The organism is Arenimonas sp. (assembly GCF_036275555.1).
In the GTDB taxonomy this organism is placed as follows: Bacteria; Pseudomonadota; Gammaproteobacteria; order Xanthomonadales; family Xanthomonadaceae; genus Arenimonas.
Genome location: NZ_DASUDO010000006.1, coordinates 38,665 through 65,089, shown reverse-complemented (window position 1 = coordinate 65,089; position 26,425 = coordinate 38,665). Strand labels below are relative to the sequence as shown.

23 protein-coding genes are annotated in these 26,425 nt (G+C 69.9%); 16 read left to right on the top strand and 7 right to left on the bottom strand.

What is annotated here, in order from left to right; all coding sequences use genetic code 11:
• Nucleotides 1-5: 5 nt before the first annotated feature.
• From VFV21_RS01270 to VFV21_RS01250, 5 genes are all read left to right on the top strand, one after another.
• Complete coding sequence (locus VFV21_RS01270; RefSeq protein ID WP_329667742.1) at nucleotides 6-911, top strand: SDR family oxidoreductase; 906 nt, start codon at nucleotides 6-8, stop codon at nucleotides 909-911.
• Nucleotides 912-1,109: 198 nt separating this feature from the next.
• Entirely contained in the window at nucleotides 1,110-3,137 is a 2,028-nt protein-coding gene (locus tag VFV21_RS01265; protein ID WP_329667741.1) for a DUF1302 domain-containing protein, read from the top strand.
• A gap of 20 nt (nucleotides 3,138-3,157) precedes the next feature.
• Nucleotides 3,158-4,522 carry a DUF1329 domain-containing protein gene (locus VFV21_RS01260; protein ID WP_156968845.1) on the top strand — a complete coding sequence of 455 codons (1,365 nt, stop codon included), beginning with the start codon at nucleotides 3,158-3,160 and terminating at the stop codon, nucleotides 4,520-4,522.
• 89 nt (nucleotides 4,523-4,611) lie between these two features.
• Nucleotides 4,612-5,817, top strand: a complete 1,206-nt coding sequence (locus VFV21_RS01255) for a WD40/YVTN/BNR-like repeat-containing protein (protein ID WP_329667740.1) — start codon at nucleotides 4,612-4,614, stop codon at nucleotides 5,815-5,817.
• Nucleotides 5,818-5,827: 10 nt separating this feature from the next.
• The gene (locus tag VFV21_RS01250; protein WP_052574987.1) at nucleotides 5,828-8,323 is read left to right on the top strand and encodes an efflux RND transporter permease subunit; all 2,496 of its coding nucleotides are present in this window, start codon (nucleotides 5,828-5,830) and stop codon (nucleotides 8,321-8,323) included.
• An 85-nt stretch (nucleotides 8,324-8,408) separates the two neighbouring features.
• Here VFV21_RS01250 and VFV21_RS01245 read toward each other — a convergent pair whose 3' ends face one another.
• The gene (locus VFV21_RS01245) at nucleotides 8,409-9,296 is read right to left on the bottom strand and encodes a DMT family transporter (protein WP_329667739.1); all 888 of its coding nucleotides are present in this window, start codon (nucleotides 9,294-9,296) and stop codon (nucleotides 8,409-8,411) included.
• Nucleotides 9,297-9,427: 131 nt separating this feature from the next.
• Here VFV21_RS01245 and VFV21_RS01240 point away from each other — a divergent pair, with 131 nt between their 5' ends.
• Nucleotides 9,428-9,925 carry a hypothetical protein gene (locus tag VFV21_RS01240; protein WP_329667738.1) on the top strand — a complete coding sequence of 166 codons (498 nt, stop codon included), beginning with the start codon at nucleotides 9,428-9,430 and terminating at the stop codon, nucleotides 9,923-9,925.
• A gap of 97 nt (nucleotides 9,926-10,022) precedes the next feature.
• On the opposite strand, the gene VFV21_RS01235 is transcribed toward VFV21_RS01240, so the two are convergent.
• Both VFV21_RS01235 and VFV21_RS01230 read right to left on the bottom strand, forming a co-directional pair.
• Nucleotides 10,023-10,526, bottom strand: a complete 504-nt coding sequence (locus VFV21_RS01235) for a DUF962 domain-containing protein (protein ID WP_084590549.1) — start codon at nucleotides 10,524-10,526, stop codon at nucleotides 10,023-10,025.
• Between the two features lie 58 nt (nucleotides 10,527-10,584).
• Entirely contained in the window at nucleotides 10,585-11,481 is an 897-nt protein-coding gene (locus VFV21_RS01230) for a phosphoribosylaminoimidazolesuccinocarboxamide synthase (RefSeq protein WP_329667737.1), read from the bottom strand.
• 94 nt (nucleotides 11,482-11,575) lie between these two features.
• Between VFV21_RS01230 and VFV21_RS01225 the strand changes: the two genes are divergently transcribed.
• Together VFV21_RS01225 and VFV21_RS01220 are read left to right on the top strand one after the other, a co-directional pair.
• Nucleotides 11,576-11,893, top strand: coding sequence for a c-type cytochrome (locus tag VFV21_RS01225; RefSeq protein ID WP_329667736.1), 318 nt, complete (start codon nucleotides 11,576-11,578; stop codon nucleotides 11,891-11,893).
• Complete coding sequence (locus tag VFV21_RS01220) at nucleotides 11,890-12,213, top strand: J domain-containing protein (protein ID WP_329667735.1); 324 nt, start codon at nucleotides 11,890-11,892, stop codon at nucleotides 12,211-12,213. The genes VFV21_RS01225 and VFV21_RS01220 overlap by 4 nt, the downstream gene beginning before the upstream one ends.
• A 45-nt stretch (nucleotides 12,214-12,258) precedes the next feature.
• Here the strand turns inward: VFV21_RS01220 and VFV21_RS01215 are convergent, their stop codons facing one another.
• Nucleotides 12,259-13,086 (bottom strand): outer membrane protein, encoded by an 828-nt coding sequence (locus VFV21_RS01215; RefSeq protein WP_329667734.1) that lies wholly within the window; start codon nucleotides 13,084-13,086, stop codon nucleotides 12,259-12,261.
• Nucleotides 13,087-13,284: 198 nt separating this feature from the next.
• On the opposite strand from VFV21_RS01215, the gene rpe reads away from it, so the two are divergent.
• Nucleotides 13,285-13,962 carry a ribulose-phosphate 3-epimerase gene (rpe, locus tag VFV21_RS01210; RefSeq protein ID WP_329667733.1) on the top strand — a complete coding sequence of 226 codons (678 nt, stop codon included), beginning with the start codon at nucleotides 13,285-13,287 and terminating at the stop codon, nucleotides 13,960-13,962.
• A 228-nt stretch (nucleotides 13,963-14,190) separates the two neighbouring features.
• On the opposite strand, the gene VFV21_RS01205 is transcribed toward rpe, so the two are convergent.
• The 3 genes from VFV21_RS01205 to VFV21_RS01195 all read right to left on the bottom strand — a co-directional run bounded on the left by VFV21_RS01205 (nucleotide 14,191) and on the right by VFV21_RS01195 (nucleotide 17,129).
• Nucleotides 14,191-14,715: a class GN sortase gene (locus VFV21_RS01205; RefSeq protein WP_052574986.1), complete on the bottom strand. Its 525-nt coding sequence runs from the start codon at nucleotides 14,713-14,715 to the stop codon at nucleotides 14,191-14,193.
• 92 nt (nucleotides 14,716-14,807) lie between these two features.
• Complete coding sequence (locus VFV21_RS01200) at nucleotides 14,808-15,002, bottom strand: hypothetical protein (RefSeq protein ID WP_034209993.1); 195 nt, start codon at nucleotides 15,000-15,002, stop codon at nucleotides 14,808-14,810.
• Nucleotides 15,003-15,095: 93 nt separating this feature from the next.
• Entirely contained in the window at nucleotides 15,096-17,129 is a 2,034-nt protein-coding gene (locus tag VFV21_RS01195; protein WP_329667732.1) for a marine proteobacterial sortase target protein, read from the bottom strand.
• A gap of 143 nt (nucleotides 17,130-17,272) precedes the next feature.
• On the opposite strand from VFV21_RS01195, the gene pdsR reads away from it, so the two are divergent.
• From pdsR to VFV21_RS01160, 7 genes are all read left to right on the top strand, one after another.
• Nucleotides 17,273-17,962 (top strand): proteobacterial dedicated sortase system response regulator, encoded by a 690-nt coding sequence (gene pdsR, locus VFV21_RS01190; protein ID WP_034209992.1) that lies wholly within the window; start codon nucleotides 17,273-17,275, stop codon nucleotides 17,960-17,962.
• Nucleotide 17,963: 1 nt separating this feature from the next.
• A complete protein-coding gene (locus VFV21_RS01185; protein ID WP_329667731.1) occupies nucleotides 17,964-19,982 on the top strand; it encodes an ATP-binding protein in 2,019 nt (672 codons plus the stop codon).
• Nucleotides 19,983-20,087: 105 nt separating this feature from the next.
• Nucleotides 20,088-21,563 carry an anthranilate synthase component I gene (gene trpE / locus VFV21_RS01180; protein WP_329667730.1) on the top strand — a complete coding sequence of 492 codons (1,476 nt, stop codon included), beginning with the start codon at nucleotides 20,088-20,090 and terminating at the stop codon, nucleotides 21,561-21,563.
• 6 nt (nucleotides 21,564-21,569) lie between these two features.
• The gene (locus tag VFV21_RS01175) at nucleotides 21,570-23,315 is read left to right on the top strand and encodes a sensor domain-containing diguanylate cyclase (protein ID WP_052574984.1); all 1,746 of its coding nucleotides are present in this window, start codon (nucleotides 21,570-21,572) and stop codon (nucleotides 23,313-23,315) included.
• Nucleotides 23,316-23,565: 250 nt separating this feature from the next.
• Nucleotides 23,566-24,585 (top strand): TerC family protein, encoded by a 1,020-nt coding sequence (locus tag VFV21_RS01170; protein ID WP_329667729.1) that lies wholly within the window; start codon nucleotides 23,566-23,568, stop codon nucleotides 24,583-24,585.
• A gap of 306 nt (nucleotides 24,586-24,891) precedes the next feature.
• On the top strand, nucleotides 24,892-26,109 hold the full coding sequence (locus VFV21_RS01165) for a tyrosine-type recombinase/integrase (protein ID WP_329667728.1): 1,218 nt from the start codon (nucleotides 24,892-24,894) through the stop codon (nucleotides 26,107-26,109).
• A 73-nt stretch (nucleotides 26,110-26,182) separates the two neighbouring features.
• A complete protein-coding gene (locus tag VFV21_RS01160) occupies nucleotides 26,183-26,410 on the top strand; it encodes a hypothetical protein (protein ID WP_329667727.1) in 228 nt (75 codons plus the stop codon).
• The last annotated feature ends 15 nt before the right edge of the window (nucleotides 26,411-26,425 follow it).

Below are 26,425 nucleotides of genomic sequence, written 5' to 3'. Positions count from 1 at the left end.
GGCGCATGGAAGAACGCAGATCCCCGGATGTCCCGCCATGGCTCGTGTTCGGGCTCAGCGGGCAAGTGGGCACGGCCTTCGCGCAGGCGCTGGCGCCGGGCGATCCGCCCTGCGTGGCGGTGTCGCGGCAAGCGCGCGCGCCGCAGCGGGGCGTGCGCTGGGTGCAGGCCGGGCTGGACGACTTCGAGGGGCTGCCCGCGGCCGGCGCCATCGCCAGCCTCGGGCCGCTGGATGCGTTCGCCGACTGGCTCGAGCGCTCGCCGCTGGCGCCGGCGCGGGTGGTGGCCCTGGGTTCGACCAGCGTGCATGCCAAGCGCGATTCCGCCGAGGCCGGCGAGCGTGCGCTCGCGGTGTCGCTGCGCACGGCCGAACTCCGCTTGGCCGCGGTCGCCGCCGCGCGCGGCATCGCCCTGACCGTGCTGCGCCCGACCCTGGTCTACGGCAACGGCCGCGACCGCAACCTCAGCCGGCTGGTGGACGCCGCGCGCCGCTGGCGCCTGCTGCCGCTGCCAGCCTCGGCCCGCGGGCTGCGCCAGCCCGTGCACGTCGAGGACGTCGCCGCGGCGGTGTTGGCCTGCCTGCGCGAACCGCGGCCGCGCCCCGGCTTCTTCGACCTGCCGGGCGGCGAGACGCTGCCCTTCGACCAGATGGCGGTGCGGGCGATCGCGGCCGGCGCGCCCGGCGCCCGGGTGCTGCGGGTCCCGGGATGGGTGTTCCGGCTGGCGGTTCGCGGCCTGCGCTGGCTGACCCGGACGCCGGGGCTCGGCGAGGGTTTCCTCGACCGCCTGGGGCAGGACCTGGTCTACGACGGCGGCCCCGCGCGGACGGCGCTGGGCCACTCGCCGCGCGGTTTCCGGCCCGGCCCCGAGGCCTTCCCGCCGCGTGCTGCGCCGCAACATAGGGAAGCGTGACCGGCACCATACGCGGGAGCATTGCCAAATCCTAACGAACAATTAATATGCCTAGAGGAAATGCTCTAGAGTCTGGGGGGAGCCAGAACCGTCATGAAGAACAATTCCTTTGCGGCGTTACTCCACCCGCCCCTTGATGCCACCGCATTTGGTGGTGCCCCGATTACCGCACGCAAGCCCTGACCCGAGGATCCACCCATGAAGAAACTGCATGCAAACCACGGGCGGGCCGCTCGTGCCCCGCTGGCCGCCGCCGTCGCGCTCGGCCTCGTGCTTGCCCCGGCCGCCCAGGCCTTCGAGTTCTCGCGCGGCGAGCTCTCGGGCAGCTGGGACACCACCGTGTCCTACGGCTACTCGTGGCGCGTCGAGGAGCAGGACGAGAACCTGATCGCCAAGTCCTGGTTCAACCCGCTGCTTTGCGCGCAGAACTTCCCGCTCGGCGCGATCCCGGTCGGCCCGGGCCGCTGCACCTCGACCGGCGGCGTGCCGGGCGCCCCCTCGCAGATCGCCGCGCCGGGCCGCTTCTCGGCCAACCGCGACGACGGCAACCTCAAGTACAACGACGGCGACGCGATCTCCAGCGCCTTCAAGATCACCTCCGAAGTCAGCCTGACCTGGCGTGACTGGGGCGCGTTCGCCCGCGGCACCTTCTTCCACGACTTCGAGAACGAAGGCCGCGACGACCTCACCGAGATCGCGCAGGACCGCATCGGCCAGCGCTTCCGCATGCTCGACATGTTCGTCTACAAGAACTTCGAGCTCGGCGAGGAAGGTCAGCTCGGCGGCACCGTCCGCGTCGGCCGCCAGGTGGTGAGCTGGGGCGAGGGTACCTTCATCCAGAACGGCATCAACGTCATCAACCCCGTCGACCTGTCCGCCCTGCGCGTGGCCGGCGCCGAGCTGAAGGAAGCCTTCCTGCCGATCGACATGGCCTGGGCCTCCATCAACCTGTCCGAGAACGTGGCCCTCGAGGCCCTGTACATGTTCGAGTTCGAGGAAATCGAAGTCGATGCCGCCGGCACCTACTTCAGCTCCAACGACTTCGGCACCCCGGGCGGCACCTACGTGATGCTGGGCTTCGGCACCACGCCGCAGCCGGTGTACAACCCCGAGAACTTCTTCTCCACCTGCTACAACGGTCCGGCCGGCTTCGCCACCTCGGATCGCTTCGCCGACCTCGCCGCGATCTACGGCCCGGCCACCGCCGGCCAGATCATCGCCATCGGCTGCGGCAACGCCGTCGGCCGCATCGAGGACCGCGCCGCCGATGACGCCGGCCAGTACGGCATGGCGCTGCGCTGGTACGCCGAGGCCCTGAACGAAACCGAGTTCGGCTTCTACTTCCTGAACTACCACAGCCGCGTGCCGCTGCTCTCGGGCCGCGCCGTCAACAACCCGCTCGTGGGCGCCGCCAGCGGCCGCTTCTTCGTCGAGTATCCGGAAGACATCCAGCTGTTCGGCATGAGCTGGAACACCACGCTGCCGGGCGGCGTTGCCTGGCAGGGCGAAATCAGCCACCGCCCGAACGCCCCGCTGCAGGTCGACGACGTCGAGCTGCTGTTCGGCGCGCTCAGCCCGCTCAACCCGTTCATCCCGGTGCCGGCGCTACGCTTCAACAGCCAGCTGGGCAGCTTCGCCCTCGGCCAGGAAGTCCGTGGCTGGCGCGAGCATGAAGTCAGCCAGATCCAGATGACCTTCACCAAGGCCTTCGCCGAGGTGCTGGGCGCCAACCAGGTCGCCCTGGTCGGTGAAGTCGGCGCCACCGAGGTCTGGGACCTGCCGGACGCCTCCGTGCTGCGTTACGAAGGTGAAGGCACCGACACCGGCGGTGGCTGCGACGTCGCCGACGTCGCCGCGGCCGGCTTCCCGGGCGCGGGCGCCCTGCAGTTCGGCTGCCTGCGCAACCCGCAGACGCTGGGCGGCGGCTTCCCGACCGCGTTCTCGTGGGGCTACCGCCTGGCGGCCCGCGCCGATTACGCCAGCGCCTTCGGCACCCCGCTCACGCTGTCTCCGCGCATCGCGTTCAACCATGACGTCAGCGGTACCACCCCGGGGCCGGGCGGCAACTTCCTCGAGGACCGCAAGTCGCTGACCCTCGGCGTCGAAGCAAACTACCTCAACAAGCTGGTCTTCGACCTGAGCTACACGCAGTTCAGCGGCGCCAAGCAGTTCAACCAGATCCACGACCGCGACTTCGCGTCGTTCACCGTCAAGTATTCGTTCTGACGCCAACAGGGAGGCAGAGGATGAAAATCATCAAGAAGCACGCGTTGACCGCACTCGTCGGCGCGATCGTGCTGGGCAGCGGCGCCGCGCAGGCCGCGGTCAGCGCGCAGGAAGCGGCCAAGCTCGGCCAGAGCCTGACCCCGATCGGCGCCGAGAAGGCGGGCAACGCGGCGGGCACCATCCCGGCGTGGGACGGCGGCATCGTCCGCCCGCCCGCGGGTTTCCGCGTGGGCACCTTCCATCCGGATCCGTTCGCGGCCGACAAGGCGCTGTACTCGGTCACCCGCGCCAACGTCGCCCAGTACGGCGAAGTGCTGACGCCGGGCCAGAAGGCGATGTTCGCCAAGTACCCGACCTTCCGCATGGACGTGTACCCGACCCGCCGCAGCGCCTCGTTCCCGCAGCGCACCTATGACTTCACCAAGCGCAACGCGACCCAGTGCAAGCTGGTCGCCAATGGCGAAGGCATCCAGGGCTGCGCCGAGGGCATCCCGTTCCCGATCCCGCAGAACGCCTACGAGCTGATCTGGAACCACAAGCTCAAGTACAAGGGCCTGTCGGTGGTCAGCTACTCGAACCAGGCGGCCCCGACGGCCGGCGGTGCGTTCACGCTGATCAAGCTGCGCGAGGAAATCCTGGGCCTGTACTACAAGCCGGGCAACACCACCGAGAACATCAACAACATCCTGCTGTACTTCAAGCAGGAAGTGCTCGGCCCGGCCCGCCTCGCCGGCCAGGTGCTGCTGGTGCACGAAACCCTGAACGCGGCCGCCGCGCCGCGCCAGGCGTGGGTGTACAACCCGGGCCAGCGCCGCGTGCGCCGCGCCCCGAACGTCGCCTACGACAACCCGGGCACCGCGTCCGACGGCCTGCGCACCAATGACATGACCGACATGTTCAACGGCGCGATGGACCGCTTCGACTGGACCGTGGTCGGCAAGAAGGAAATGCTGGTCCCGTACAACTCGTACCGGGCCCACAGCGACAAGGCCAAGGTCCGCGACCTGATCCGCCCGGGCCACCTCAACCCGGACCTCATGCGCTACGAGCTGCATCGCGTGTGGGTGGTCGAGGCCAAGCTCAAGGCCGGCCAGCGCCATATCAACAGCCGCCGCACCTTCTACCTGGACGAGGACAGCTACCAGATCCTGCTGACCGACCACTACGACGGCCAGGGCAACCTGTGGCGCTACTCCGACGCGCCGTCGATCAACTACTACGAGGTGCCGACCTTCTGGTCCACCCTCGAGACCCACCACGACCTCAAGTCCGGCCGTTACATCACCGGCCTGCTGGACAACGAGGACAAGCCGCGCGACTTCGGCTACCAGAGCACCCCGGCGAACTACTCGCCGCAGAACCTCCGCACCGCGGGCGTTCGCTGATCCCCAGTGGTTGATTCACCAGCCGCGCCCGAAAGGGCGCGGCTGCGTTCAGGGGCCCGCGAATGGCGCGGGCCCAGGTGGAGGAAGAAATGCCAGCGATCCCCCTTCGTCGTTCGCGCCTGACCGGCGCCCTGCTGTTGGCCCTGGCGCTGCCGCTGTCCGCGCAGTCGCCCGAGCCCGAGATTCCCGCCGAGGAGGCTGCCGCCGAGACGGCCGAAGCCGACCCCGGCCTGGACGCCGCTCCGGAAGCCTCCGTCGAGCCGTCCGCTCCCGTCGCCGCCACCGACCCGGTGCTGCTCGACGCCGAGATCCTGCCGCGCGCCAGCCGCTCGCTGCTGCTGGACGTGGTGCGCACCAATGCCGGCTTCTTCGCCGTGGGCGAACGCGGCCATGTCCTGGTCTCGGAAGACGGCCAGGCCTGGACCCAGGCCAAGGTGCCGACCCGCGCCACGCTCACCACGATCGCCACCGCCGATGGCGTGCTCTGGGCCGCCGGCCACGACGGCGTCATCGTCCATTCCACCGACGGCGGCCAGACCTGGACCCGTCGTCGCGCCGCGCCCTGGAGCTACGACCTCGTCGACCCAAGCGAAGGCGTGCCGGTGATGGACCTGCTGTTCACCGACGCGCGCAACGGCTTCGCGATCGGCGCCTACAGCCTGATGCTGGTCACCAGCGATGGCGGCGTCACCTGGACCCCGCGCAGCGTGCTGGGCGGTGCCGCCGACGATGCGGCGGCCGAGCCCGAACCCGCGTCCGATGAAGTCGCCGAGGCCGACGACTGGACCTTCAGCGACGACGACCTGATGCTCGACGCGGAGTCCGACCCGCACCTCAACGCCATGGCCCGCGCCGGCTCCGGCGCGCTGGTGATCGCCGGCGAGCGCGGCACCTTCATGCGCTCGCGCGACGGCGGCGAGACCTGGGAAAGCAAGCGCCTGCCCTACGAGGGCTCGATGTTCGGCGTGCTGACGTGGGAGGACGACCACATCCTGGTGTTCGGCCTGCGCGGCAACGTGCTCGAGTCCCGCGACCTCGGCGATACCTGGACCGAGGTCGAGACCGGCATCACCACCAGCCTGATGGGCGGCCACGCGCTGCCCGGCGGCGGCGCGGTGCTGGTCGGCGCCAACGGCGCCATCCTGACGCGCCCCGACGCCGATACGCCGTTCACCGCCACCGCCTACGAGATGGGCACCGGCGAAACGCCGCTGCTGTCGGGCGTGCTGCCGGTGGACGACGCCGCATACCTCGTGATCGGCGACAAGGGCGCCGACCTGTACCGCCCGAAGTGACGGAGTAGCAATGAGCCTGCCCAACGCCCAGCCCGGCCCCTTCGCCCGTTTTGCCGAGAAGATCGTCTTCGGCAACCGGCCGCTCGTCCTGATCGTCTTCACGGCGATCACCGTGGCGATGCTCTACTTCGCCATGCAACTCGAGGTCGACGCCGGCTTCAAGAAGCAGGTGCCGCTGCAGCACGAGTACATGCAGACCTTCCAGGACTACGAGGCCGAGTTCGGCGGTGCCAACCGCGTGCTGGTCGCCGTGATCGCGAAGGACGGCGACATGTTCGACCAGGAGTTCATGAAGACCCTGGAGAACGTCACCAACGACGTCATCAACCTCGACTCCACCGACGACGCCCGCTCGCGCTCGCTGTTCACGCCGAACGTGCGCTTCATCGAGGTGGTCGAGGACGGCCTGTCCGGCGGCAACGTCATCCCGCAGACCTTCACCCCGAACGTCGAGGGCTTCCAGTCCACGCCCGAGGACTTCCAGGCCATCCGCGGCAACATCGTCAAGGCCAACATCGTCGGCCGCCTGGTCGCCAAGGACTGGTCCGGCGCGATGATCTGGGCCGACCTGATCCCGGAAAGCGACGTCAACAAGGTCGACTACCAGGAAGTGGCGGCGCAGTTCGAGGCCATCCGCACCAAGTACGAGGACGAGAACCACACCGTCCACATCATCGGCTTCGCCAAGGTCGTCGGCGACATCAGCGACGGCGCGCGCTCGGTCATCAAGTTCTTCGCGGTCACCATCGCCTTCACCTGGCTGCTGCTGTTCCTCTACTCCACCTCGGTGAAGCTGGCCAGCCTGACCGTGGCCGCGGCCCTGGTGTCGGTGGTGTGGATGCTGGGCGCGCTGAAGCTGATGGGCTTCGGCATCGACCCGATGAACATGCTGACGCCCTTCCTCATCTTCGCGATCGCGGTGAGCCACGGCGAACAGATGATCAACCGCTTCCGCGGCGAGATTTTCTTCGGCGGCCTGGAGGAGGGCACGGTCGAGGAGCTGCGCGCCCGCGCCAAGGACGCCGTGGATCCGCTGGAGGCCGCGCGCCTGTCGTTCCGCATGCTGCTGGTGCCGGGCACCGTGGCCCTGATCGCCGGCTGCATCGGCTTCGGCGCCATCATGGTCATCCCGATCGACATGGTGCGCGAGCTGGCCATCACCGCCACCGTGGGCGTGGCGCTGACCATCCTCACCGACCTGGTGCTGCTGCCGGTGCTGCTGAGCTACACGCGCCTGCGCAACATCGACCGCAAGCGCGAGTTCCGCCTGCGCCAGCTCACGCGCTTCGACAAGATCTGGGCGGCGCTGTCGCGCCTGTCCAAGCCCGGCCCGGCCGCGGCGGTGATCCTGATCGGCCTCGTGGTGTGGTTCTTCGCCTGGCAGCACGGCAACAAGGTGATGATCGGCGACGCCCAGAAGGGCGTGGCCGAGCTGCGCCCGGACGCCCGCTACAACCAGGACGCGGTGCTGATCGCCGAGCGCTTCGCGCTGGGCGTGGACATCATGAACGTGATCGCGGAGGCGGCGCCGTCGGCCTGCACCACCAGCTTCGCCGCCATGGAGACCATCGACCGGTTTGCCTGGCACATGGAGAACGTGGAAGGCGTGGAGCAGGTCATCACGCTGCCGGCCGCGGCCAAGATCGTCAACGCCGGCTGGAACGACGGCTCGGTGCGCTGGCGCGTCCTCCCGCGCGACCCGGATACGCTGCGCCAGGCCACGCAGAGCTTCGAGACCGACTCGGGCCTGCTCAACGCCGACTGCAGCGCGATCCCAATCACCATCTTCACCTCCGACCACCAGGCCACCACCATCGACCGCGTGGTCGCGGCGGTGAAGGAGTTCCGCGAGGCCAACGACGCCTACGTGCCCGGCAACCTGCGCCTGCAGCTGGCCGAGCAGGCCGCCGAGAACCCGGAGTTCACCTCCGACCAGGTGAACCTGCGCCTGGCCACCGGCAACGTCGGCGTCGCCGCCGCCACCAACGACACGGTGCGCGAGTCCGAGCACATGATCCTGATGCTGCTCTACGCGGCGGTGTTCGTGATGTGCTGGATCAGCTTCAAGAACCCGCTGGCCGCGCTCTGCGTGCTGGCGCCGCTGGTGCTGGTGACCGAGCTGGGCCATTCGCTGATGGTCGAGCTCGACATCGGCATGAAGGTCAACACGCTGTGCGTGGTGGCGCTGGGCGTGGGCATCGGCGTGGACTACGGCATCTACATCTTCGCGCGCATGCGGGAGTCGATGCTGCAGGGCCGGACGGTCGCGGAGAGCTACTTCGTGGCGCTCAAGACCACGGGCATCGCGATCTTCTACACGGCGCTGACGCTGGCCGTGGGCGTGGCGATGTGGATCTTCTCCGACCTCAAGTTCCAGGCCGACATGGGCATCATGCTCACCTTCATGTTCGTGGTGAACATGGTCGCGGCGATCATCTTCCTGCCGGCGCTGTGCCGCTGGCTGCTGCGCCCGCGCGAAAAGGACGACTGGGTCGCCAAGCTCTGACCCCTGCTGCGTCGGAAGCTTTGGAAGGCGGGCCTCGGCCCGCCTTCCTTTTTGTGCCCGTGGGCGGTGACGCCGGCGCCACGCCCTAAAGTTCTTCGGGGGTAGGAACGGGACGGGACTTGGCGAGGCTGCGGAGGGCGATGAGCAGGATGCCGGCGAGGGTCATCGCCCCGCCGAGCCACAGCTTCGGGCCCGGGCGATCGCCCCAGACCAGGACCCCGAGCGCAACCGCGAAGACCGGCGTCAGCAGCAGCCACGGCATGACCTTCGCCACCGCGTGGCGCTGCACCAGCGAGTAGTAGATCCCGTGGCCCAGCAGCGACGCGACGATGGCCGCGTAGGCCACGCCGAACCAGGCCTGCCCGCTGAAGCCCGCGATGGCCTCGAAACCGCCCGGCTCCAGCCACAGGCTCAGCGCCAGCATCGGGCCCACGCCCAGCACGGCGGTCCAGGCCTGCATGCCGTAGCGATCGACGCCACCCAGGCCCCGCATCAGCACCGTGCCGACCGCGAGGAAGAACGCCGACACCAGCATCAGCACCAGCGATTCGGGGTTGTCGAGCACCAGCGGGTCGAAGCCGAGCACCAGCACGCCGCCGAAGCTCAAAGCGATCGCCGTGCCGGTGCGCCATGCGAAGCGCTCGCCCAGCAGCGCCCAGGCCAGCAGCACCGACATCGGCACGTAGCTCTGCATCACGATCGCCGGCGAGGACAGGTCACCGGCGAGCTTGATCGCCCAGAAGCTCAGGCCGAAGTGCAGCACGCCCATGCACAGCGCGATCGCCAGCAGCCGCGGCCACTGGCCCGGCGCCGGGCGGCGCAGGAAGGCGCCCAGCAGCAGCGCCAGCAGCGCGAGCCGCAGGCCGGTGAACAGCAGCGGCGGCATCTCGCGCAGCGCCAGCGCCGAGGTCAGGAAGTTGCCGGCCCAGGCCACGCACACCAGGAGCGCCAGGAGCAAGTCGCGGAGGGGCATGCCGGTTACCGATGCGGGGGAGTGGGAAGGCAAGTGGCGGGGGATGGCTTGCCGCTGGCGCGGCGCTCGGGCAGAGTCGGCGGGCGCAACGCGCATCCGAGTATCCAATGGGGAGAGTTTCAATGGAACAGATGGCTGCCCTGGGGGGCATGATCCTGGTGATCTTCGCGGTAATGCTGGTGCTGGGCCTGCTGGTGGGTGGCCTGATCCTGAAGTTCAGCGTGCGCCTGCTGCAGGGCTTCTCGCCGAGCTACGGCAAGTCGATCCTGGTGGTGTTCCTGTCCGGCGTGGTGGGCTTCATCATCCAAATGGCGCTGACCATGGTGATGGGCGTCGGTGCCGGCATGACCGATCCGTCCTCGATGGGCAACGAGGCGGCGGCGGCCGGCATGATGATGGCGTCGCTGGGCATCATGGGCGTGAGCCTGCTCGCGGCGCTGTTCATCACCGCGTTCTTCATCAACCTGCTGATCAAGTCGCCGACCGGCCAGGCCATCGGCTACGGCCGCTCCTGCCTGGTGTCGCTGCTGTACCTGGTGGCGATGGTGGTGCTGGGCTTCGTGGCCAGCATCGTGATCGGCATCATCATCGGCATGATGGGCGTCGGCGCGGCCGCGATGGCCGGCTGATACGGCAGCACGTTCGACCTGTGGGAGGGACTTCAGTCCCGATGCTTTTCGGTGAAGGGCATCGGGACTGAAGTCCCTCCCACATTCGTTTTTGCAGTCAGTGCTGCCAGCCGAGCTTGCGATAGAGCTTGTCGAGCGTCCACAGCGGCCCGACCAGCAGGTAGCTCAGGTCGGTGAGGAAACTCGGCTTGCGGCCTTCGATCTTGTGGCCGATGAACTGCCCGATCCAGGCCACGACGAACACGCCGATCGCCAGCCAGAGCAAACCCTGCGACCCCAGCGCCATCCAGAGCGCGCGGTTGAGGAAGCCGAAGGCCACGAACACCACCAGCATGCCGATCGCCAGCGGCCGCGACAGCCGCCAGTACCAGGCCCAGGCCAGGAACATGCCCACCGCCATCCAGGCGCCCTGGTTCACGAGTGCCGTCGGCACCGGGACCACCCACAACGCCGCCGTCACCGACCACACGATCGCCGGCACGCACAGCAGGTGGATGGACTGGTTGGTCGGGTTGACGTGGTCGCCTGAATAGCTCGACAGCCAGCGGTCGACCGGGCGCCGCGGGTCGGGCGTATCGATCAGGTCGGGGGACGTGGCCATGGTCGTGCTCCGGGGTTTCGGGGACGGCCCATCATAGCCCCGCCCCCGGGGCCCGGCATCAGTCCAGGCGCAGGTCGGCCAGGCGGTCCAGGGCCTCGGCGTACTTGCGGCGCGTGCCCTCGATGACCTCGGCCGGCACCTTCGGGCCGGGCGCCGTCTTGTTCCAGTCCAGGGTCTCGAGGTAGTCGCGCACGAACTGCTTGTCATAGCTGGGCGGGCTGATGCCGACCCGGTACTGGTCGGCCGGCCAGAAGCGCGAGGAATCCGGCGTCAGCATCTCGTCCATCACGTGCAGCACGCCGTGTTCGTCCAGGCCGAACTCGAGCTTGGTGTCGGCGATGATGATGCCGCGCTCCAGCGCATACGCCGCCGCGAACCGGTAGATCGCCAGCGTCGCGTCGCGCACCTGCATCGCCAGGTCGGCGCCGACCAGCGACACCACGTGGGCGAAGCTGACGTTCTCGTCGTGGTCGCCCACGGCCGCCTTGGTGGACGGGGTGAAGATCGGCTCGGGCAGCTGCTGAGCCTGCTGCAGGCCGGCGGGCAGGGCGATGCCGCACAGGGCGCCCGAGCGCTGGTAGTCCTTCCAGCCGCTGCCGATCAGGTAGCCGCGGGCGATGGCCTCCACCGGCACCGGCTTGAGGCGCTTGGTCACGACGGCGCGCTTCGCGTACAGCGCCGGGTCCACGCCCGCCGGCAGCACGCTGGCCACGTCCTCGTGGGTAAGGTGGTTGGGCACCAGGTGCGCGGTCTTGTCGAACCAGAAGTTGCTGATCTGGCACAGCATCTCGCCCTTGCCCGGGATCGGGTCCGGCAGCACCACGTCGAAGGCCGACAGCCGGTCGGTGGCGACCATCAGCAGGCGGTTGCCCGGCAGTTCGTACACGTCGCGGACCTTGCCGCGGTGGAGCAGGGTCAGGCCGGGCAGGTCGGAAGTGTGCAGGGTGGTGGGCACGGCGGGCTCGCGGGCACGGGGGAGGCCGCCATTGTAAGGCGGGCGGCCCGGCCATGACGCCGTACACGCAGGACGCGCTGCTAGAATCCGGCCCATGACCACGCCCGCCCTGCTCCTGCTGGCCAGCCTCGCGGCTCCGGCCACCGCCCCGGCCCTGCCGCCCAAGCCCACCAAGCTCGGTCTCTGCGTCGCCTGCCACGGCGAGGACGGCACCGGCCGCGCGCCGGGCACGCCGCACATCGGCGGCCAGGACCGGCTCTACCTCGAGCGCTCGCTGGCCGACTACCGCAGCGGCAAACGCCAGCAAGTGCCGATGACCAGCCTCGCCAACACCCTGCAGCCGCGCGACATCGAGGCCCTGGCGGCCTGGTACGCGGCCCAGCCCGGCTTCGTCGGCGGGGGCCAGCGATGAGGTACTACGGCAAGCTGCTCGGCTTCGTGGCGGGCTGGCTGCTGTTGCGCCATCCGGCGGGCGCCGCCCTGGGGCTGCTGCTGGGCCACGCGCTGGACGCCGACTGGTTCCGCCGCAAGAAGTACGACCCTTACGAAATCCTCGGCCTCACCAGCGACGCCAGCGAGGCCGAGGTCGAGGGCGCGTACCGCCGGCTGATCGCGCAGTACCATCCCGACCGCCTAGGCGGCGTGGCGCCCGAGATCCGGCAGCAGGCCGAGGACAAGGCGCGCGAGATCAACGCCGCCTACGAGCGCATCCAGAAGCAGCGCCGCAAGTAGGCCGGCCCCAGGGGAAGGGCCGCCCCACCCGCGGCGCCGCGTGGCTCAGAAGCGGTAGTTGAGCGTCAGCCGCACGCTTTCGACTTCGATGTCGCTGTTCCCGCGGCGGAAGTCGGTGCCGTTGGGATTCACCAGCAGGAAGGGATTGGTGGCCGGCGCCGGGCCCTGCGCCCGCACGCGATAGTCCTCGTCCTCGAAGTCGGTGCGCAGGTACTCCAGCCCCACCGAGAACGCCTCGCCGAGCCGGCGCTCGTAGCCCACGCCGTACTGCGCGCCCGAGGCATCGCTGTCGCCGTTGGCCACGAAGGTGTTGACGCCGTTGCTGGTGCTGAAGTCGTTGGACACCGACGCCCAGGCGTAGCCCGCGGTGGCGTAGAGCAGGTTGCGGTTGTCGCCGAAGCTGAAGCCGACGCGGCCGCGCAGGGCATAGCTGGTCTCGAGCTCGCGCCGCATCGTGTAGAAGGCCGGCGTGGTGCTGAAGGCCGCGACGCTGTCGGTGAGGCCGCCGCGCGCCACTTCGCCCAGCACGCCGTAGACGAGGGCACCGTCCTGCCAGTCGTAACCCAGGCGCAGGCCGTAGTCGTCGTTGTCGTCGTCGCTGTTGCTGCGGCAGCCGCTGGCGGGCGTGGGGCCGTTGGCGCCGCCGCCGCAGAAGCCGGGCGAGAACGCGTTCGCGCCCGCCGCGGTGCGCACGGTGTCGCCGAAGGCGCCGTCGAGGTTGGTGTCGAACAGGATGGCTTCGCCGCGGGCATCCGCCTGGGTGGACGGGCCGGCGTGGCCGCCGACGTAGGCGCCGTTCCAGGGGGACTGGGCCTGGGCGGCACCGGCGGCGCCGAGGCCGAGGCTGATCAGCAGGGCGAGGGAGGTCTTCATCGTGGGGGGACTCCTGGGCAAAGGGGCGTCGGCTGTCTCCGACCCCTGCCCTACGCACCCAAAGGGGCCGCCGGATGCAGGGCCCGGGTCGCGCCCGCGAGGCCCGGCGGCGTCGCTCCCACGGCGGCCCCGGCCCGCGTCGCTGGCCCGGTAGAATGGGCCGTCCGCGGGCCGCGCCCGCCGCTGCCGGGTCCCGCCATGTCGTCCTGCCTGATCGCCCCGTCCATCCTGTCCGCCAATTTCGCCAAGCTGGGCGAGGAAGTGGACAACGTGCTCGCCGCCGGCGCGGACTGGGTGCACTTCGACGTGATGGACAACCATTACGTGCCCAACCTCACCATCGGCCCGCTGGTCTGCGAGGCGCTGCGCAAGCACGGCGTCACCGCGCCGATCGACGTGCACCTGATGGTGAAGCCGGTGGACCGCATCGTCCCCGACTTCGCCGCCGCGGGCGCGAGCATCATCAGCTTCCACCCCGAGGCCAGCGAGCACGTGCACCGCACCGTGCAGCTGATCAAGTCGCACGGCTGCCAGGCCGGCCTGGTGCTCAACCCGGCGACGCCGCTCGAGGTGCTCGACTACGTGCTGCCCGAACTCGACCTGGTGCTGCTGATGTCGGTCAACCCCGGCTTCGGCGGCCAGGCCTTCATCCCGTCGGCGCTGGACAAGCTCAAGCGCGTGCGCGACCGCATCGACAAGCTGGGCAAGCCGATCCGGCTGGAGATCGACGGCGGCGTCAAGGCCGACAACATCGCCGCCATCGCCGCGGCGGGCGCCGACACCTTCGTCGCCGGCTCCGCCATCTTCAACGCCCCCGACTACGCCGACGTGATCGCCCGCATGCGTGCTGCTGTCGCGTCCGCCCGGGGGGAGTGATTTTTCGACGCGGATTTGCGCGGATGAGCGCGGATAGAGCAGAAGCGGGAGTGGTTACCCGAAGCTGAAACTCCATCGCGCCCGCCAAGACAGAAAAAGGGGTCAGAGTAAATATTCGTTTCAATCGAATATTCACTCTGACCCCTTTTTATCGCCTCTTCACCTAATTGATCTGCTCTCGCTCTATCCGCGTTCATCCGCGTGAATCCGCGTCAATACCGCTCTAACCTAGATCGGCGCGAGGGTGACGACGTAGCGCATCGGGCCGCGGGGGGCGGTTGCGTTGAAGGGCCAGCAGGTGACCAGCACGAGCTGGTCGGTGGATGAGGTGGCGATGCGGGTGGTGCGGGAGTCCACGACCTCGCGGGCGGTGACGCGGTAGCGGCGCGGGCCCGCGGCGGATTCCAGCGAGACCCAGTCGCCGTCGCGCAGGTGTTCGAGCCACCGGAAGTGCGTGTCGCGGTGGCCGCTGATGATGGTCGTGCCGGTGGCGCCCGGCGCGGCGCTGGCTTCGGCCCAGCCCGGCCCGAAGGCCAGCGGCCGGCCCGCGTCGCCGGCCAGTACGATTTGCGAGATGCCCAGTCGCGGCGCGCCGAGGCGCGCCACCGGGTGCGTGTCGGCCCAGGGCCAGGGGCGATGCGCGGCGCCGTCGGCCAGGCTCGTTTCCCAGGCGCGGTCGAGCAGCTGCTGCGCCAGCATCGCCTTGGCCGGCAGCCAGGCGGCGTGGCCGCCCAGCGCCAGCGCCGCCAGCATCAGCCCCCGGCCCAGCCAGCGGCGCAGCCGCGGTGGTGGGACTTCCCTGTCCCGAGGGTGCATCCATGATGCGGGGCTGGCGACGGGGGAAATCACGGCGCCTCCTGCGCCGTCCGCGGGGAAACCAGGGGCACCGGCCGGCGCCGCAGCAGCGGGCTGGCGTCGGCGGGCACGAAGTGCCAGTGCATGTGGCGCAGCGCGCGTTCGGTCGAGCGCGGGCCCGGGTCGGGCACCGGCGCCAGCGGCGGCAGCGGGGGAAGATCACGGCGTTCGACGATCAGGACCATGGCAAACCTCCGGGGTCAGGCCTGCGCGGGTTCGCGCAGGAGGCAAAGCAGGGCGGTGCAGACGATCCAGGCGATGACGCGGGCGACCATGGCTCAGGCCCTCCCGCGCAGCAGCAGGAAGGACGCGAGCGCCATCGCCAGCGCCAGCAGCAGCTCGCGCAGCCAGCCCATGCTGCCCTGCGCGAATTGCAGGGATCCTTCAGGCGTGGCGTTCATCACCTGCGAGCTGCCCATGGCCTCGCCGGCCGGGCGCGCCGGGGTCTTGTCCACGGCCACCAGGCTGGTGTAGCGGCTCACCAGGCCGTGGCGCAGGGCGGTGTCGACGATCTGCGCGCGCATCTCGGACTCCTTCTCGCCGCGGCGCATCGCATCCTCCAGCGTGTCGATGCGCGCGCGCGCCCAAAGCCGGCCAATGCCCGGGGCCGGCACCGCGGAGCCGCCCGACAGCTTCAGCTGGCGCGTCCAGGGCTGCGGGCGCAGGCCGCTCACGGCGACCGTGCCCTGCAGGTTTTCGACGCGCGCCACCACCTGCAGCACCTCGCCTTCGTACAGGTCGGGCACGCGCGCCGGATGCATCTCGGCCGCGCCCGGCCAGGCCAGCGTGATGTCGCGCATCGCCGGCCGGTCGAGCTTCGCCAGCAGGCCGTCCATCACTTCGGTGACTTCCTCGACGTTGCGGACGAGGGTCTGGGTGCCGCGGCCGGCTTCGGCCGCCTTGCGCAGGAAGTGGCCATTGGGCGCGCTGCCGATGCCGACCGGGAACAGGCGCGATTCGCCGCGCTCGGCTTCGATCAGGCGCAGCAGTTCGTCTTCGTTGCCGATCGCGGCGTCGGTGGCCAGCACCACCTGGCGCAGGTAGCCCGCCGGCGCCCGGCCGGCCAGCGCCGCGCGCAGCGCCGGCAGCATCTCGGTGCCGCCCTCGGCCTGCAGCGAGCGCACGAAGCTGCGGGCGCGGGCCACGTTGCCCGGCTCGGCGGCCACGGCGTCCGGGAACAGCAGCTCGAAGCTGTCGTCGAAGCGCACCACGTTGAAGCGATCGCCCGGGCGCAGCCGCGACAGCGCGCGGTCGGCGGCCTCGATCGCCTGTTCCATGGACGCGCCCGACATCGAGCCGGAGTTGTCGATCACGAGGATCAGTTCACGCGGCAGCGGCGCCCCCGGCAGCGTGGGCGGCACCAGCATCAGCATCGCGAAGGACTCGCCGTCCAAGGTGTCGGTGAACACGGCGCTGCGCGGCGCGCGGCTGGGCACGGGCTCCCAGCGCAGGAGGAAGTCGCGGTCGCTAGCGTCAACGAGGTTGGCCAGCGTGGCCCGGTAGGTGCTGCCCTCGGCCGACACGGTGATCGCATGGCTGGGGCTGGTGAGGCTCTTGAGCGGCAGGCCCGGCTCGATCTCGACGCTCAGCGCCACCGTCGGCGGCAGCGCGCCGCTGCGCACGATCGCTTCGTCGGCGACCGGCAGCGCGGCCGGGCGGCTGGCCGGGTCGAGCAGGCCCGCGGCTTCGCGCGTGCCTTCGTAGCGCGGGGTCAGGGTCAGCGGCAGGTGCAGCGAAAACGCGCCGTCGCGGAAGGCGACCGGCTGCCAGTAGCGCACCTCGATCTCCACTTCCTCGCCCGGGCCGATGTTGGCCACGCGGGTCTGGAACAGGTTCGGGCGGTTCTGCGACACCAGGCTGGCGCGCTGGCCGCTGGCGGCCGCGGCCTGGTAGATCGCCTCGGCTTCGGCCTTCTCGCGGATCTCGCCCACGATCAGCCGGTCGCCGACGCGCAGGGTGAGCGCGCCAACCGCGCCGTTCTCGGGCAGCGGCAGCAGGTAGCGGCCCTCGCGCCATTCGCTGGCGTCGTTGCGGTAGGTCTGGCGCACCGTTACTTCGGCCAGCAGGCCGCGCACCTGCATGTCCACGGTGGTGTCCATGGCCAGGGTGGCGACCCACTCGTCGCCGATCTTCATCTGCAGGCCTTCGGGTTCGGGGTCGGGCTCCGGGTCGAACTCGCTGGCGCGGGCCGGGGCGAGGGCGAACACCAGGGCCAGCACCAGCGTGGCGACCAGGTACAGCCAGACCAGCGGCTGCGCGGGCGCCGGGCGTGGGCGGAAGAGGCGGGGCTTGCGGGTTTCTCGGGCGTGCATGGCGGTGCTCCTTGGGGACGCTGCCATTGCGCGGCCGCCGCCTGCCCGGCGCCGGGCCCGGTTCGGGCAGGACGCCGACGAGTTGTGGCGATTTGCGGGCAATCCGTTGCCGCCGCCCCGCGCGCTGGCCTAGGCTGGCCGCCATGTCACGCACCGTCGCCATCGTCGAAGACGAACCCGCCATCCGCGCCAACTACGCCGAAGCCCTGCGCCGGCACGGCTACGCGGTCCAGCCGCATGCCAGCCGCGCCGAGGCGCAGGCGGCGTTCGCGCTGAAGCTGCCTGACCTCGTGATCATTGACGTGGGCTTGGGCGACGAGCCCGAGGGCGGCTTCGACCTCTGCCGCGAGCTGCGCGCGCGCTCGGCCACGCTGCCGATCCTGTTCCTGACCGCGCGCGACTCCGACTTCGATGTGATCTCTGGGCTGCGCCTGGGCGCCGATGACTACCTCAGCAAGGACACCAGCCTGCCGCAGCTGACCGCCCGCATCCACGCGCTGTTCCGCCGGCTCGATTCGCTGGCCGCGCCGCAGGCGCGCGAGTCGGTTTACCGCCTGCGCGCGCTCACGCTCGAGCTCGAGCGCATGCGCGTGTGCTGGAACGAGGCCGAGGTGGCGCTCACCGTCACCGAGTTCTGGATGGTGCACGCGATGGTGCGCTATCCCGGCCACGTGAAGTCGCGCGACCAGCTGATGCGCGAGGCGCAGGTGGTCGTGGACGACGCCACGATCACCTCGCACATCAAGCGCATCCGCCGGAAGTTCCAGGCGCTCGACGCCACCTTCGACGAGATCGACACCGTGCACGGCGCCGGCTACCGCTGGCGCGCCTGACGTGACCCTGCGCGCCAAGCTGCTGCTGCTTTCGCTGTCGGTGCTTGCGCTGCCGTGGGCGGGCTGGAAGTTCGTGCAGCAGCTCGAGTTCCTGCTGCGCCAGGGCCAGGAGCAGGCGCTGCTGGCCTCGGCCGAGGCGCTGGCGCGCGGCATCGCGGTGCGGCCGGCCAGCCTGCCGCCGGCGGGCGAGGGCTGGTTCGCGCACCGGCTGGCGTTCGCGCCGCGGCTCGACGGCGAGGCCGGCGACTGGCAGGGCGCCGAGGTCGATCCCTACGCGTTCGGCGCCCCGACGCCCTGGCTCCGGGTGACCCTGGGCCGCAGCAACGAGCGCCTGCACCTGCTGCTCGACGTGCGCGACGCCAGCCGCCAGCGCGGCGAGGCGCACTGGCCCGGCGACCTCGAGTACGACCGCCTGCGCCTGCATCTTTCCGGCCCCTCCGGTGAACTGCGCCTGCGGCTCGCCAACAGCGAAACGGGCGCGCTGCGCGTGGCCGGCGAGGACGGCCTGCCGCCGCCGATCCGCATCGAAGGCTTCTGGCGCGAGCATGCCGAGGGCTACACGGTCGAACTGGCGCTGCCCCAGGCCTTCGCCGTGCGCACGCTGGGCCTGGAGGCGCGCGACCTCGACGCCGGCGGCCAGCGGCGGCTGGCCGGCACGCTGGACGCGGACGGCACGCTGCAGCGTCGCCCCGTGCACGGCTACGTGGGCGGCCTCGAGCCCACGCTGGCGGCGTTGGCGCCGCCGGGCATGCGCGTGGTGCTGGCCGACCGCGCGGCCTGGGTGATGGCGCGCGCCGGCGCGGTCGGCGCCGACACTACCGAAGACGACCTGCTGCCGTGGCGCCGCGGGCTGTATCGCGCGCTGCTGTTCCGCGACACGCTGCCCACCGCCAGCGAGCCCGCCGACGCGCGCCGCGTGCTGCGCGCCGAAGTCGCCGATGCCATCGCCGGCCAGCCCGGCACGGCCTGGCGCCGCGATCCTTCCGGCGCGCGCCTGCTGCTGTCGGCCGCGGTGCCGGTGCGGGTGGATGGCCAGGTGCGCGCCGCGCTGCTGCTCGAGCGCTCGAATTCGGAAGTGCTGCTGCTTACCGACCGCGCGTTCTCCGGCCTGCTCGGCGTGAGCTTCGTGGTGTTCCTGGGTTCGTTCGGGCTGCTGTTCCTGTTCGCCTCGCGGCTGGGCACGCGCATCCGACGCCTGCGCGACGCCGCCGAGCAGGCGCTGGACCGCGAGGGCCGCGTCACGCGCTTCCCGGTCACGGCCGCGCGCGACGAGGTGGGCGACCTCTCGCGCAGCTTCGCCAGCCTGCTGGACCAGGTCGCGGGCTATACCGACTACCTGCGCTCGCTGTCGGGCAAGCTCTCGCACGAGCTCAATACGCCGCTGGCGATCGTCCGCACTTCGCTCGACAACCTTGATTCGGCCGACCTGCCGGCCGAGGCGCGGCCCTACGTCGGCCGCGCCCGCGACGGCATCGAGCGCATGGGCACGCTGGTGCGCACCATGAGCGAGGTCACGCGCATCGAGCACGCGATCTCGGCGGTCGAGCCCGAGGACTTCGACCTGCGGGCGCTGCTTGCCGATTGCGCCGAAGGCTACCGGTCGCTGCTGGCGCCGCGTGAATTCCAGGTCGAGCTTCCGGCGGCGCCGCTGCCGCTGCGCGGCTCGCCCGAGCTGGTGGTGCAGGCGCTGGACAAACTGGTGGACAACGCGCGCGGCTTCTGCCCGCCCGAGGGCTGGGTTCGCTTGTCGCTGGCCGCGGAGGGCGAGGGCGCGCGCATCGCGCTGGCCAACGCGGGCCCGCGGCTGCCGGAGGCGATGCAGTCGCGGCTGTTCGATTCCCTGGTCAGCCTGCGGGCCAAGCCGCAGCGCGACGAGGGCGGCACGCACCTGGGCTTCGGTCTTCACATCGCCAAGCTCATCACCGAGCTCCACCGCGGCCACGCCGACGCCCGCAACCTGCCCGCCGGCGACGGCGTCGAGTTCACCCTCCACCTCCGCGACATCCCCCGGTCTCTGTAGGAGGGACTTCAGTCCCGTTGCTCCTCGCCGGAAAGCTTCGGGACTGAAGTCCCTCCTACACGGGGCGGTGGCTATACTTGGGGCCTGTCCGCAAAGGCTTGCCCCGTGATTTCCGCCGAAGAGTTCAAGCGCCTGGCCGGTGAAGGCCACAACCGCATCCCCGTCGTCCGTGAAGTGCTGTCGGACCTCGATACGCCGCTGTCCGTGTACCTGAAGCTGGCGGACGGCCCGCATACCTACCTGTTCGAGTCCGTCGAAGGCGGCGAAACCTGGGGCCGCTATTCCATCATCGGCCTGCCTGCGCGGCGCACCTACACCTTCCGCGACCACACGCTGGAAGTGCGGGAGCACGGCGAGCTCACCGAGACCCGCCAGCTCGAAGACCCGCTGGCGGAAGTCGACCGCCTGCGCGAATCGTTCACCGTGCCGCGCATGCCGGACCTGCCGGCCTTCACGGGCGGCCTGGTCGGCTACTTCGGCTTCGAGACCATCGGCTGGATCGAGAAGCGGCTGGCCGGTGGCGACAAGCCCGACCAGCTCGGCACGCCCGACGCGCTGCTGCTGCTGAGCGAAGAAGTGGCGGTGTTCGACAACCTCAAGGGCCGCCTGTACCTGATCGTTCACGCCGATCCTGCCGAGCCGCAGGCGTACGCGAAGGCCGTGCGCCGGCTCGACGAGCTGGTCTATCGCCTGCGCCACTCCGGCCGCAGCTACCCGGACGTGCTCGATCCCTCGCTGCTGAGCGAGCAGGACTTCGTGTCCGGCTTCACCAAGGACGGCTTCCTGGCCGCGGTCGAGAAATCGAAGGAGTACATCCGCGCCGGCGACATCTTCCAGGTGGTGCTGAGCCAGCGCATGAGCGTGCCGTTCCGGGCGCGGCCGGTGGACGTGTACCGGGCGCTGCGCGCGCTCAACCCGTCGCCGTACATGTATTTCCTCGACCTGGGCGGCACCCAGGTGGTGGGCAGTTCGCCCGAGATCCTGGTGCGCCTGCAGGGCGGCGAGATCACCGTGCGGCCGATCGCGGGGACCCGTCCGCGCGGCACCACCGCCGAAACCGACGCGGCGCTCGAGGCCGAGCTGCTGGCCGACCCGAAGGAGCGCGCCGAGCACCTGATGCTGATCGACCTGGGCCGCAACGACGTCGGCCGCGTCGCCGAGCCGGGCAGCGTCACCGTGCCTGATCGCTTCATCATCGAGCGCTATTCGCACGTGATGCACATCGTCAGCGAAGTGCGCGGCCAGGTGCGCCCGGGCGTTGGTTTCGCCGAAGTGATCAAGGCCACCTTCCCGGCCGGCACCGTCAGCGGCGCGCCGAAGATCCGCGCGCTGGAGGTGATCCGCGAACTCGAGCCGGTGAAGCGCAACATCTATTCCGGCGCCGTCGGCTACCTCAACTGGTGGGGCGACGCCGACACCGCCATCGCCATCCGCACCGCCGTCATCCAGGACGGCCGCCTGCACGTTCAGGCGGGCGCCGGCATCGTCCACGACTCCGATCCCGAAAAGGAATGGGACGAGACGATGAACAAGGGCCGCGCGCTGTTCCGCGCCGTGGCCCAGGCGGCCGGCGGGCTCTAGCCGCGGATGGGTCCGCGCGTCCGCGGCTTGATCGAGCGGCTGCGGCCACGCCGCGCCGGCCTGCGGGCCTGGCTGGGCCTGAGCTATGGCCTGCTGGCGGTCTTGCTGGTCGGCGTGCTGTCGGTGCTGGTCGAGCGGGCCGCCAGCGACGAGCTTGAGTACGACATCGGCCTGCGCCTCGCCGCCAACGCCGGCGCGCTGGCCGAGCGGATGGACGAGGGTCTCTACGAGCGCCTCAACGACATGCGTACGCTGTCGCTGCAGCCCGGCATCGCCGAGCCGGAGGCGAACCAGGAAACGCTGCGCGCCATGTTCGACATGATGCAGCTGACCTATCGCGACTACGCCTGGATCGGCATCGCCGACGCCACCGGCGTCGTCCGTGTCGCCAGCCGCGGCATGCTGGAAGGCGAGAACGTGTCGGCGCGTCCCTGGTTCAAGGCCGGGCTGCGCGACCCCTTCGTCGGCGACATCCGCGACGCGGTGCTGCTGCAGAAGTACATCGATTCCCCGGCCGATGACCCGCTGCGCCTGATCGACGTCGCCGCCCCGGTGCACGACGATTTCGGGGTGCCGGTGGGCGTGGTGGGCGCGCACCTGTCCTCGGAATGGGCGGAGCGGCTGCGGCGGGACCTGATCGCCGGCCAGATCGGACGCGATCCGGTCGAGGTGTTCGTACTCAACAACGACGGCATGGTCGTGCTGGGTCCCGAGGGCTGGCGCGACCGGTTGCTCGAGGTCTCCAGCGGACGGGCCGTGCGCGCGGGGCCGCCTGGCTTCGTGCTCGAGACCTGGCCCGACGGCCGCGACTACCTCACCGGCTATGCAAGGACGCGCGGTCGCCCGCTGTTCGAAAGCCTGGGCTGGGCGGTGTTGGTGCGCAAGGACGCCGAGCTGGCGTTCGCGCCGGTGGCCGACCTGCGGCGCCAGATCTGGCTGGTGTCGGTGGCGCTGACCCTCGTGTTCCTGCTGGTGGCGTTCCTGCTGGCGCGCCAGATCGGCACGCCGCTGCAGGCGCTGGCCGCCGCGGCGCGGCGCCTGCAGGCCGGCGAGCCGGATGCGACCTTCCCGCCCGAGCGCGGCTACCGCGAGGCGCGCGAACTCACCGGCGCGCTGCGCGGCCTGGTGGAGGAACTCACGGCGCACGAGCGCGAGCTCACCGCGCTCACCCAGCAGCTCGAGCAGCGCGTGCGCGAGCGCACCGTCGAGCTCAGCGAAGCCAATGCCCAGCTCGAAGTGCTGGCCATGACCGACGGCCTGACCGGCCTCGCCAACCGCCGCCACTTCGGCGACCAGCTGGCGCGCGAAGTGATTCGCTGCGGGGAGAAGGGCAAGCCGCTGGCGCTGGTGACGATGGACATCGACCACTTCAAAGTCATCAACGACACCCACGGCCATCCCGCCGGCGACGCCGTGCTGCGCCGGGTGGCGATGCTGCTGGAGGAAAACGTCCGCGGCGGCGACTTGCTGGCCCGCGTGGGCGGCGAGGAGTTCGCGGTGCTGGCGCTGGAGGCGCCGATGTCGGAGGCCATGCCCCTGGCCGAGCGCCTGCGCGCCTGCATCGAGAACGCGGGACCGATTTCCGTGGGCCGCACCGCGGTGCCGGTGACGATCAGCGTGGGCGTGGCGGTGCTGTGGGGGCGCCAGGGCGACCTGCTCAAGGCTCCCGAGCGCCTGCTGGCCGCGGCCGACGACGCGCTTTACCGTGCCAAGCGCAACGGGCGGAACCGGGTGGAAGTGGCGGCGCCCTAGTCGCCCCACGGGCCGGCCCGGGGGCGCCCCGGAAAGTCACTTCACCGGGCTTTCACGGCATGCCCCGCAACTTCCCGCATGACTGCGGGCCCCTCTGGTCGTGCGCAAAGCACGGCGATGTCGTAGTCGACGACACGACGCCCTGGCCCGCTGCTCCCCATGTTTCTGCCCGAACGGCGGCGCCTGGCATCGAACCTTCGACCTGCCTGGGAACTTGACCATGGAAATCCTTGCTGGAATCTGGCTCGGCATGCCCGTTTGGGTGTGGCTGGCCTTCATCACCGTCGTACTGGCCATTCTTGTCTTCGACCTGGGCGTGCTGCACCGCGACGCCCACGAGATCGAAGTGAAGGAAAGCCTGTGGATGTCGGCGCTCTACATCGGCCTCGGCCTGCTGTGGGCGGTCGCCGTCTGGTTCATCTACCGCGCCTACGGCGGCGAGGGCGCCCTCGATCCGCAGATCGCGGCCCTGCCGACCGCCGAGGCCCGCGCCTGGGAAGCGGTGACCCTGTACCTGACCGGCTACCTGGTCGAGAAGGCGCTGGCGCTGGACAACGTGTTCGTCATCTCGATGATCTTCGCCTACTTCGCGGTGCCCCGTATCCACCAGCACCGCGTGCTGTTCTGGGGCATCCTGGGCGTGATCGTGCTGCGCGCGATCATGATCGGCGCGGGTGCGGCCCTGGTGATGAACTTCGCCTGGGTGCTGTACGTGTTCGCGGTGCTGCTGATCGCGACCGGCATCAAGATGCTGTTCGCGATCGACCACCAGCCCGACCTCGCGGACAACCGCGTGCTGAAGTTCCTGCGCCGGCGTCTGCGGGTGACCGACGAGCTGCACGGCGAACGCTTCTGGGTGAAGCTGCCCGACGGCGCCACCGGCAAGCTGGCCTGGTTCGCGACGCCGCTGTTCCTGTGCCTGGTGCTGGTGGAGCTGGCCGACGTCGTGTTCGCGATCGACTCGGTGCCGGCCATCTTCGCCATCACGCCCGATCCGTTCATCGTCTACACCTCGAACATCTTCGCCATCCTCGGCCTGCGGGCGCTCTACTTCGCGCTGGCGGCGGTCGTGCACCGCTTCCACTACCTCAAGTACGCGCTGGCGCTGGTGCTGGTCTTCATCGGCGCCAAGATCCTGCTCGGCGACTGGCTGTGGGACGGCAAGATGCCCGCGGAGCTGAGCCTCGGCGTCACGGTGGCCCTGCTGGCGGGCGGCATCGGCTATTCGCTGTGGAAGTCCCGCGGCAGCGCGGCCCCCACCACGGCCTAGGCATGGCCCGTGCGCCCGGCGGCGGCCCCACCGGCCGTCCCGGGCGCCCGGTCCCGGCCGGAAAGGGCGGCATCGAGCCTTCGTCCGCCCTATACTTGCGCTCTTTTCCGCGACGGCCGGCCTTACCAATGCTGTTGATGATCGATAACAGGCATTGGTGATCTGACGAGTTCCGAGCCATCCAAGTTGAGAGGGAAAAGGCTTCATATAGCCAGCATAGTGTCCCATGCTGTCCTGCCGGGGCCACTTGCAGCCAAGTGAGATGCGGGTATAGTCGGGGGTACGGATACCCGCTTTTGGTGTGCAATGGCTGCCCGACTCACAGACACCGGAATACGAAACGCGAAGCCGCAGGCCAAGGCATACAAGCTGCCTGATGGCGGGTCACTGTACTTGTTGGTCACGCCGACTGGCTCCAAGCTCTGGCGCTTCCGCTACCGGATTGCTGGGGCTGAGAATCTGTACGCGATCGGCGACTACCCGGGCGTCACCCTCCAGCAGGCCCGGGAGCTTCGCGATGCCGCGCGCCGGCTGGTCAAGGAGGGCATCCACCCATCCCAGCACCGGAAGGCCTCCCGCCTCGTCACAGCCACCGAGGCGGCCAACACTTTTGAGGCCGTGGCCCGGGAGTGGATAGCCCAAAACCGAGATCACTGGTCTGCCTATTACTGCCAGCAAGTAGAGACCATTCTTGCAGCCGACGTTTTCCCCCGGATTGGTGGCCTCCCGATCCGTGCCGTGACCGCTGCCCACCTGCTGGGCATCCTCAAGGACATTCAGAAGAGGGACGCCCCGTCCATCGCACTGCTGGTCCGTCAGTGGGCCTCTGCGGTCTTCCGCTACGCCGTGGCCACGCTCAGGGCCGACGCCGACCCTGCCGCCGCGCTCCGCGGCGCCGTCCGTAAGCCCAAGACCCAGCACAAGCGCCCGTTGTCTCAAAAGGAGCTAGGACTATTCCTGGATCGCCTGGATGCGTCCCAAAGTGGCCTCCCGGTGTCCACGGCCCTGCGCCTGCTGTTGCTGACGTTCGTCCGGCCTGGTGAGTTGCGCGGCGCCCGCTGGGCGGAGTTCGATCTGGACGCCGCCGAATGGCGAATCCCTGCCGACCGGATGAAGATGGGGGAGCCCCATGTGGTCCCGCTGTCCCGCCAGGCGGTGAAGCTGCTTCGCCAGTTGAAGGCAGAGGCCGGTGGGCGCCCCCAGCTGTTCCCCAATCTGCGTGACCCCAAGCGGGATATGTCGCCCACCACGCTAAACCGCGCATTGGAGCGGATGGGATACGGCGGTCACTTCTCTGCCCACGGGTTTCGGGCCACGGCTTCAACCCTACTCAACGAGCTGGGGTATCGCCCGGATGTTATCGAGCGCCAGCTGGCTCACCGGGAGCGGAACAAGGTGCGGGCCAGCTACAACCAGGCGTCCTACATGCCCGAGCGCAAAAAGATGATGCAAGAGTGGGCCAACTACTTGGATGCTGCAACGAGCAGCGGCAAGGTGCGGCCAATCAAGAGCAAGAGGGCCTAGCCCTTCAAGCGGCCAGCCCGGGTGCTAGTGACACCCGGGCGGCCTTCCACAACCGTTCCAATGGAGAACGATCATGGCAACTGAAAGTGTAGCAACCTCTAAGGATTCACCAATCCCGCCAATCAGCGCCTGGGACCTGGGCCAGGTCGAGGTCATGCTCAAGCAAATCCGGGGCATCTCGATGATGGGATCGAGCGCGGATGCATTCAACGTGGACGATGCTCGCTGGGCGTTCTACAACCTGGCTGAAACTGCGGATGAAGCGCTCAAGCTCATCTCTGCCTCGGAACGGGGGGACTGACCCATGAACCTTTCA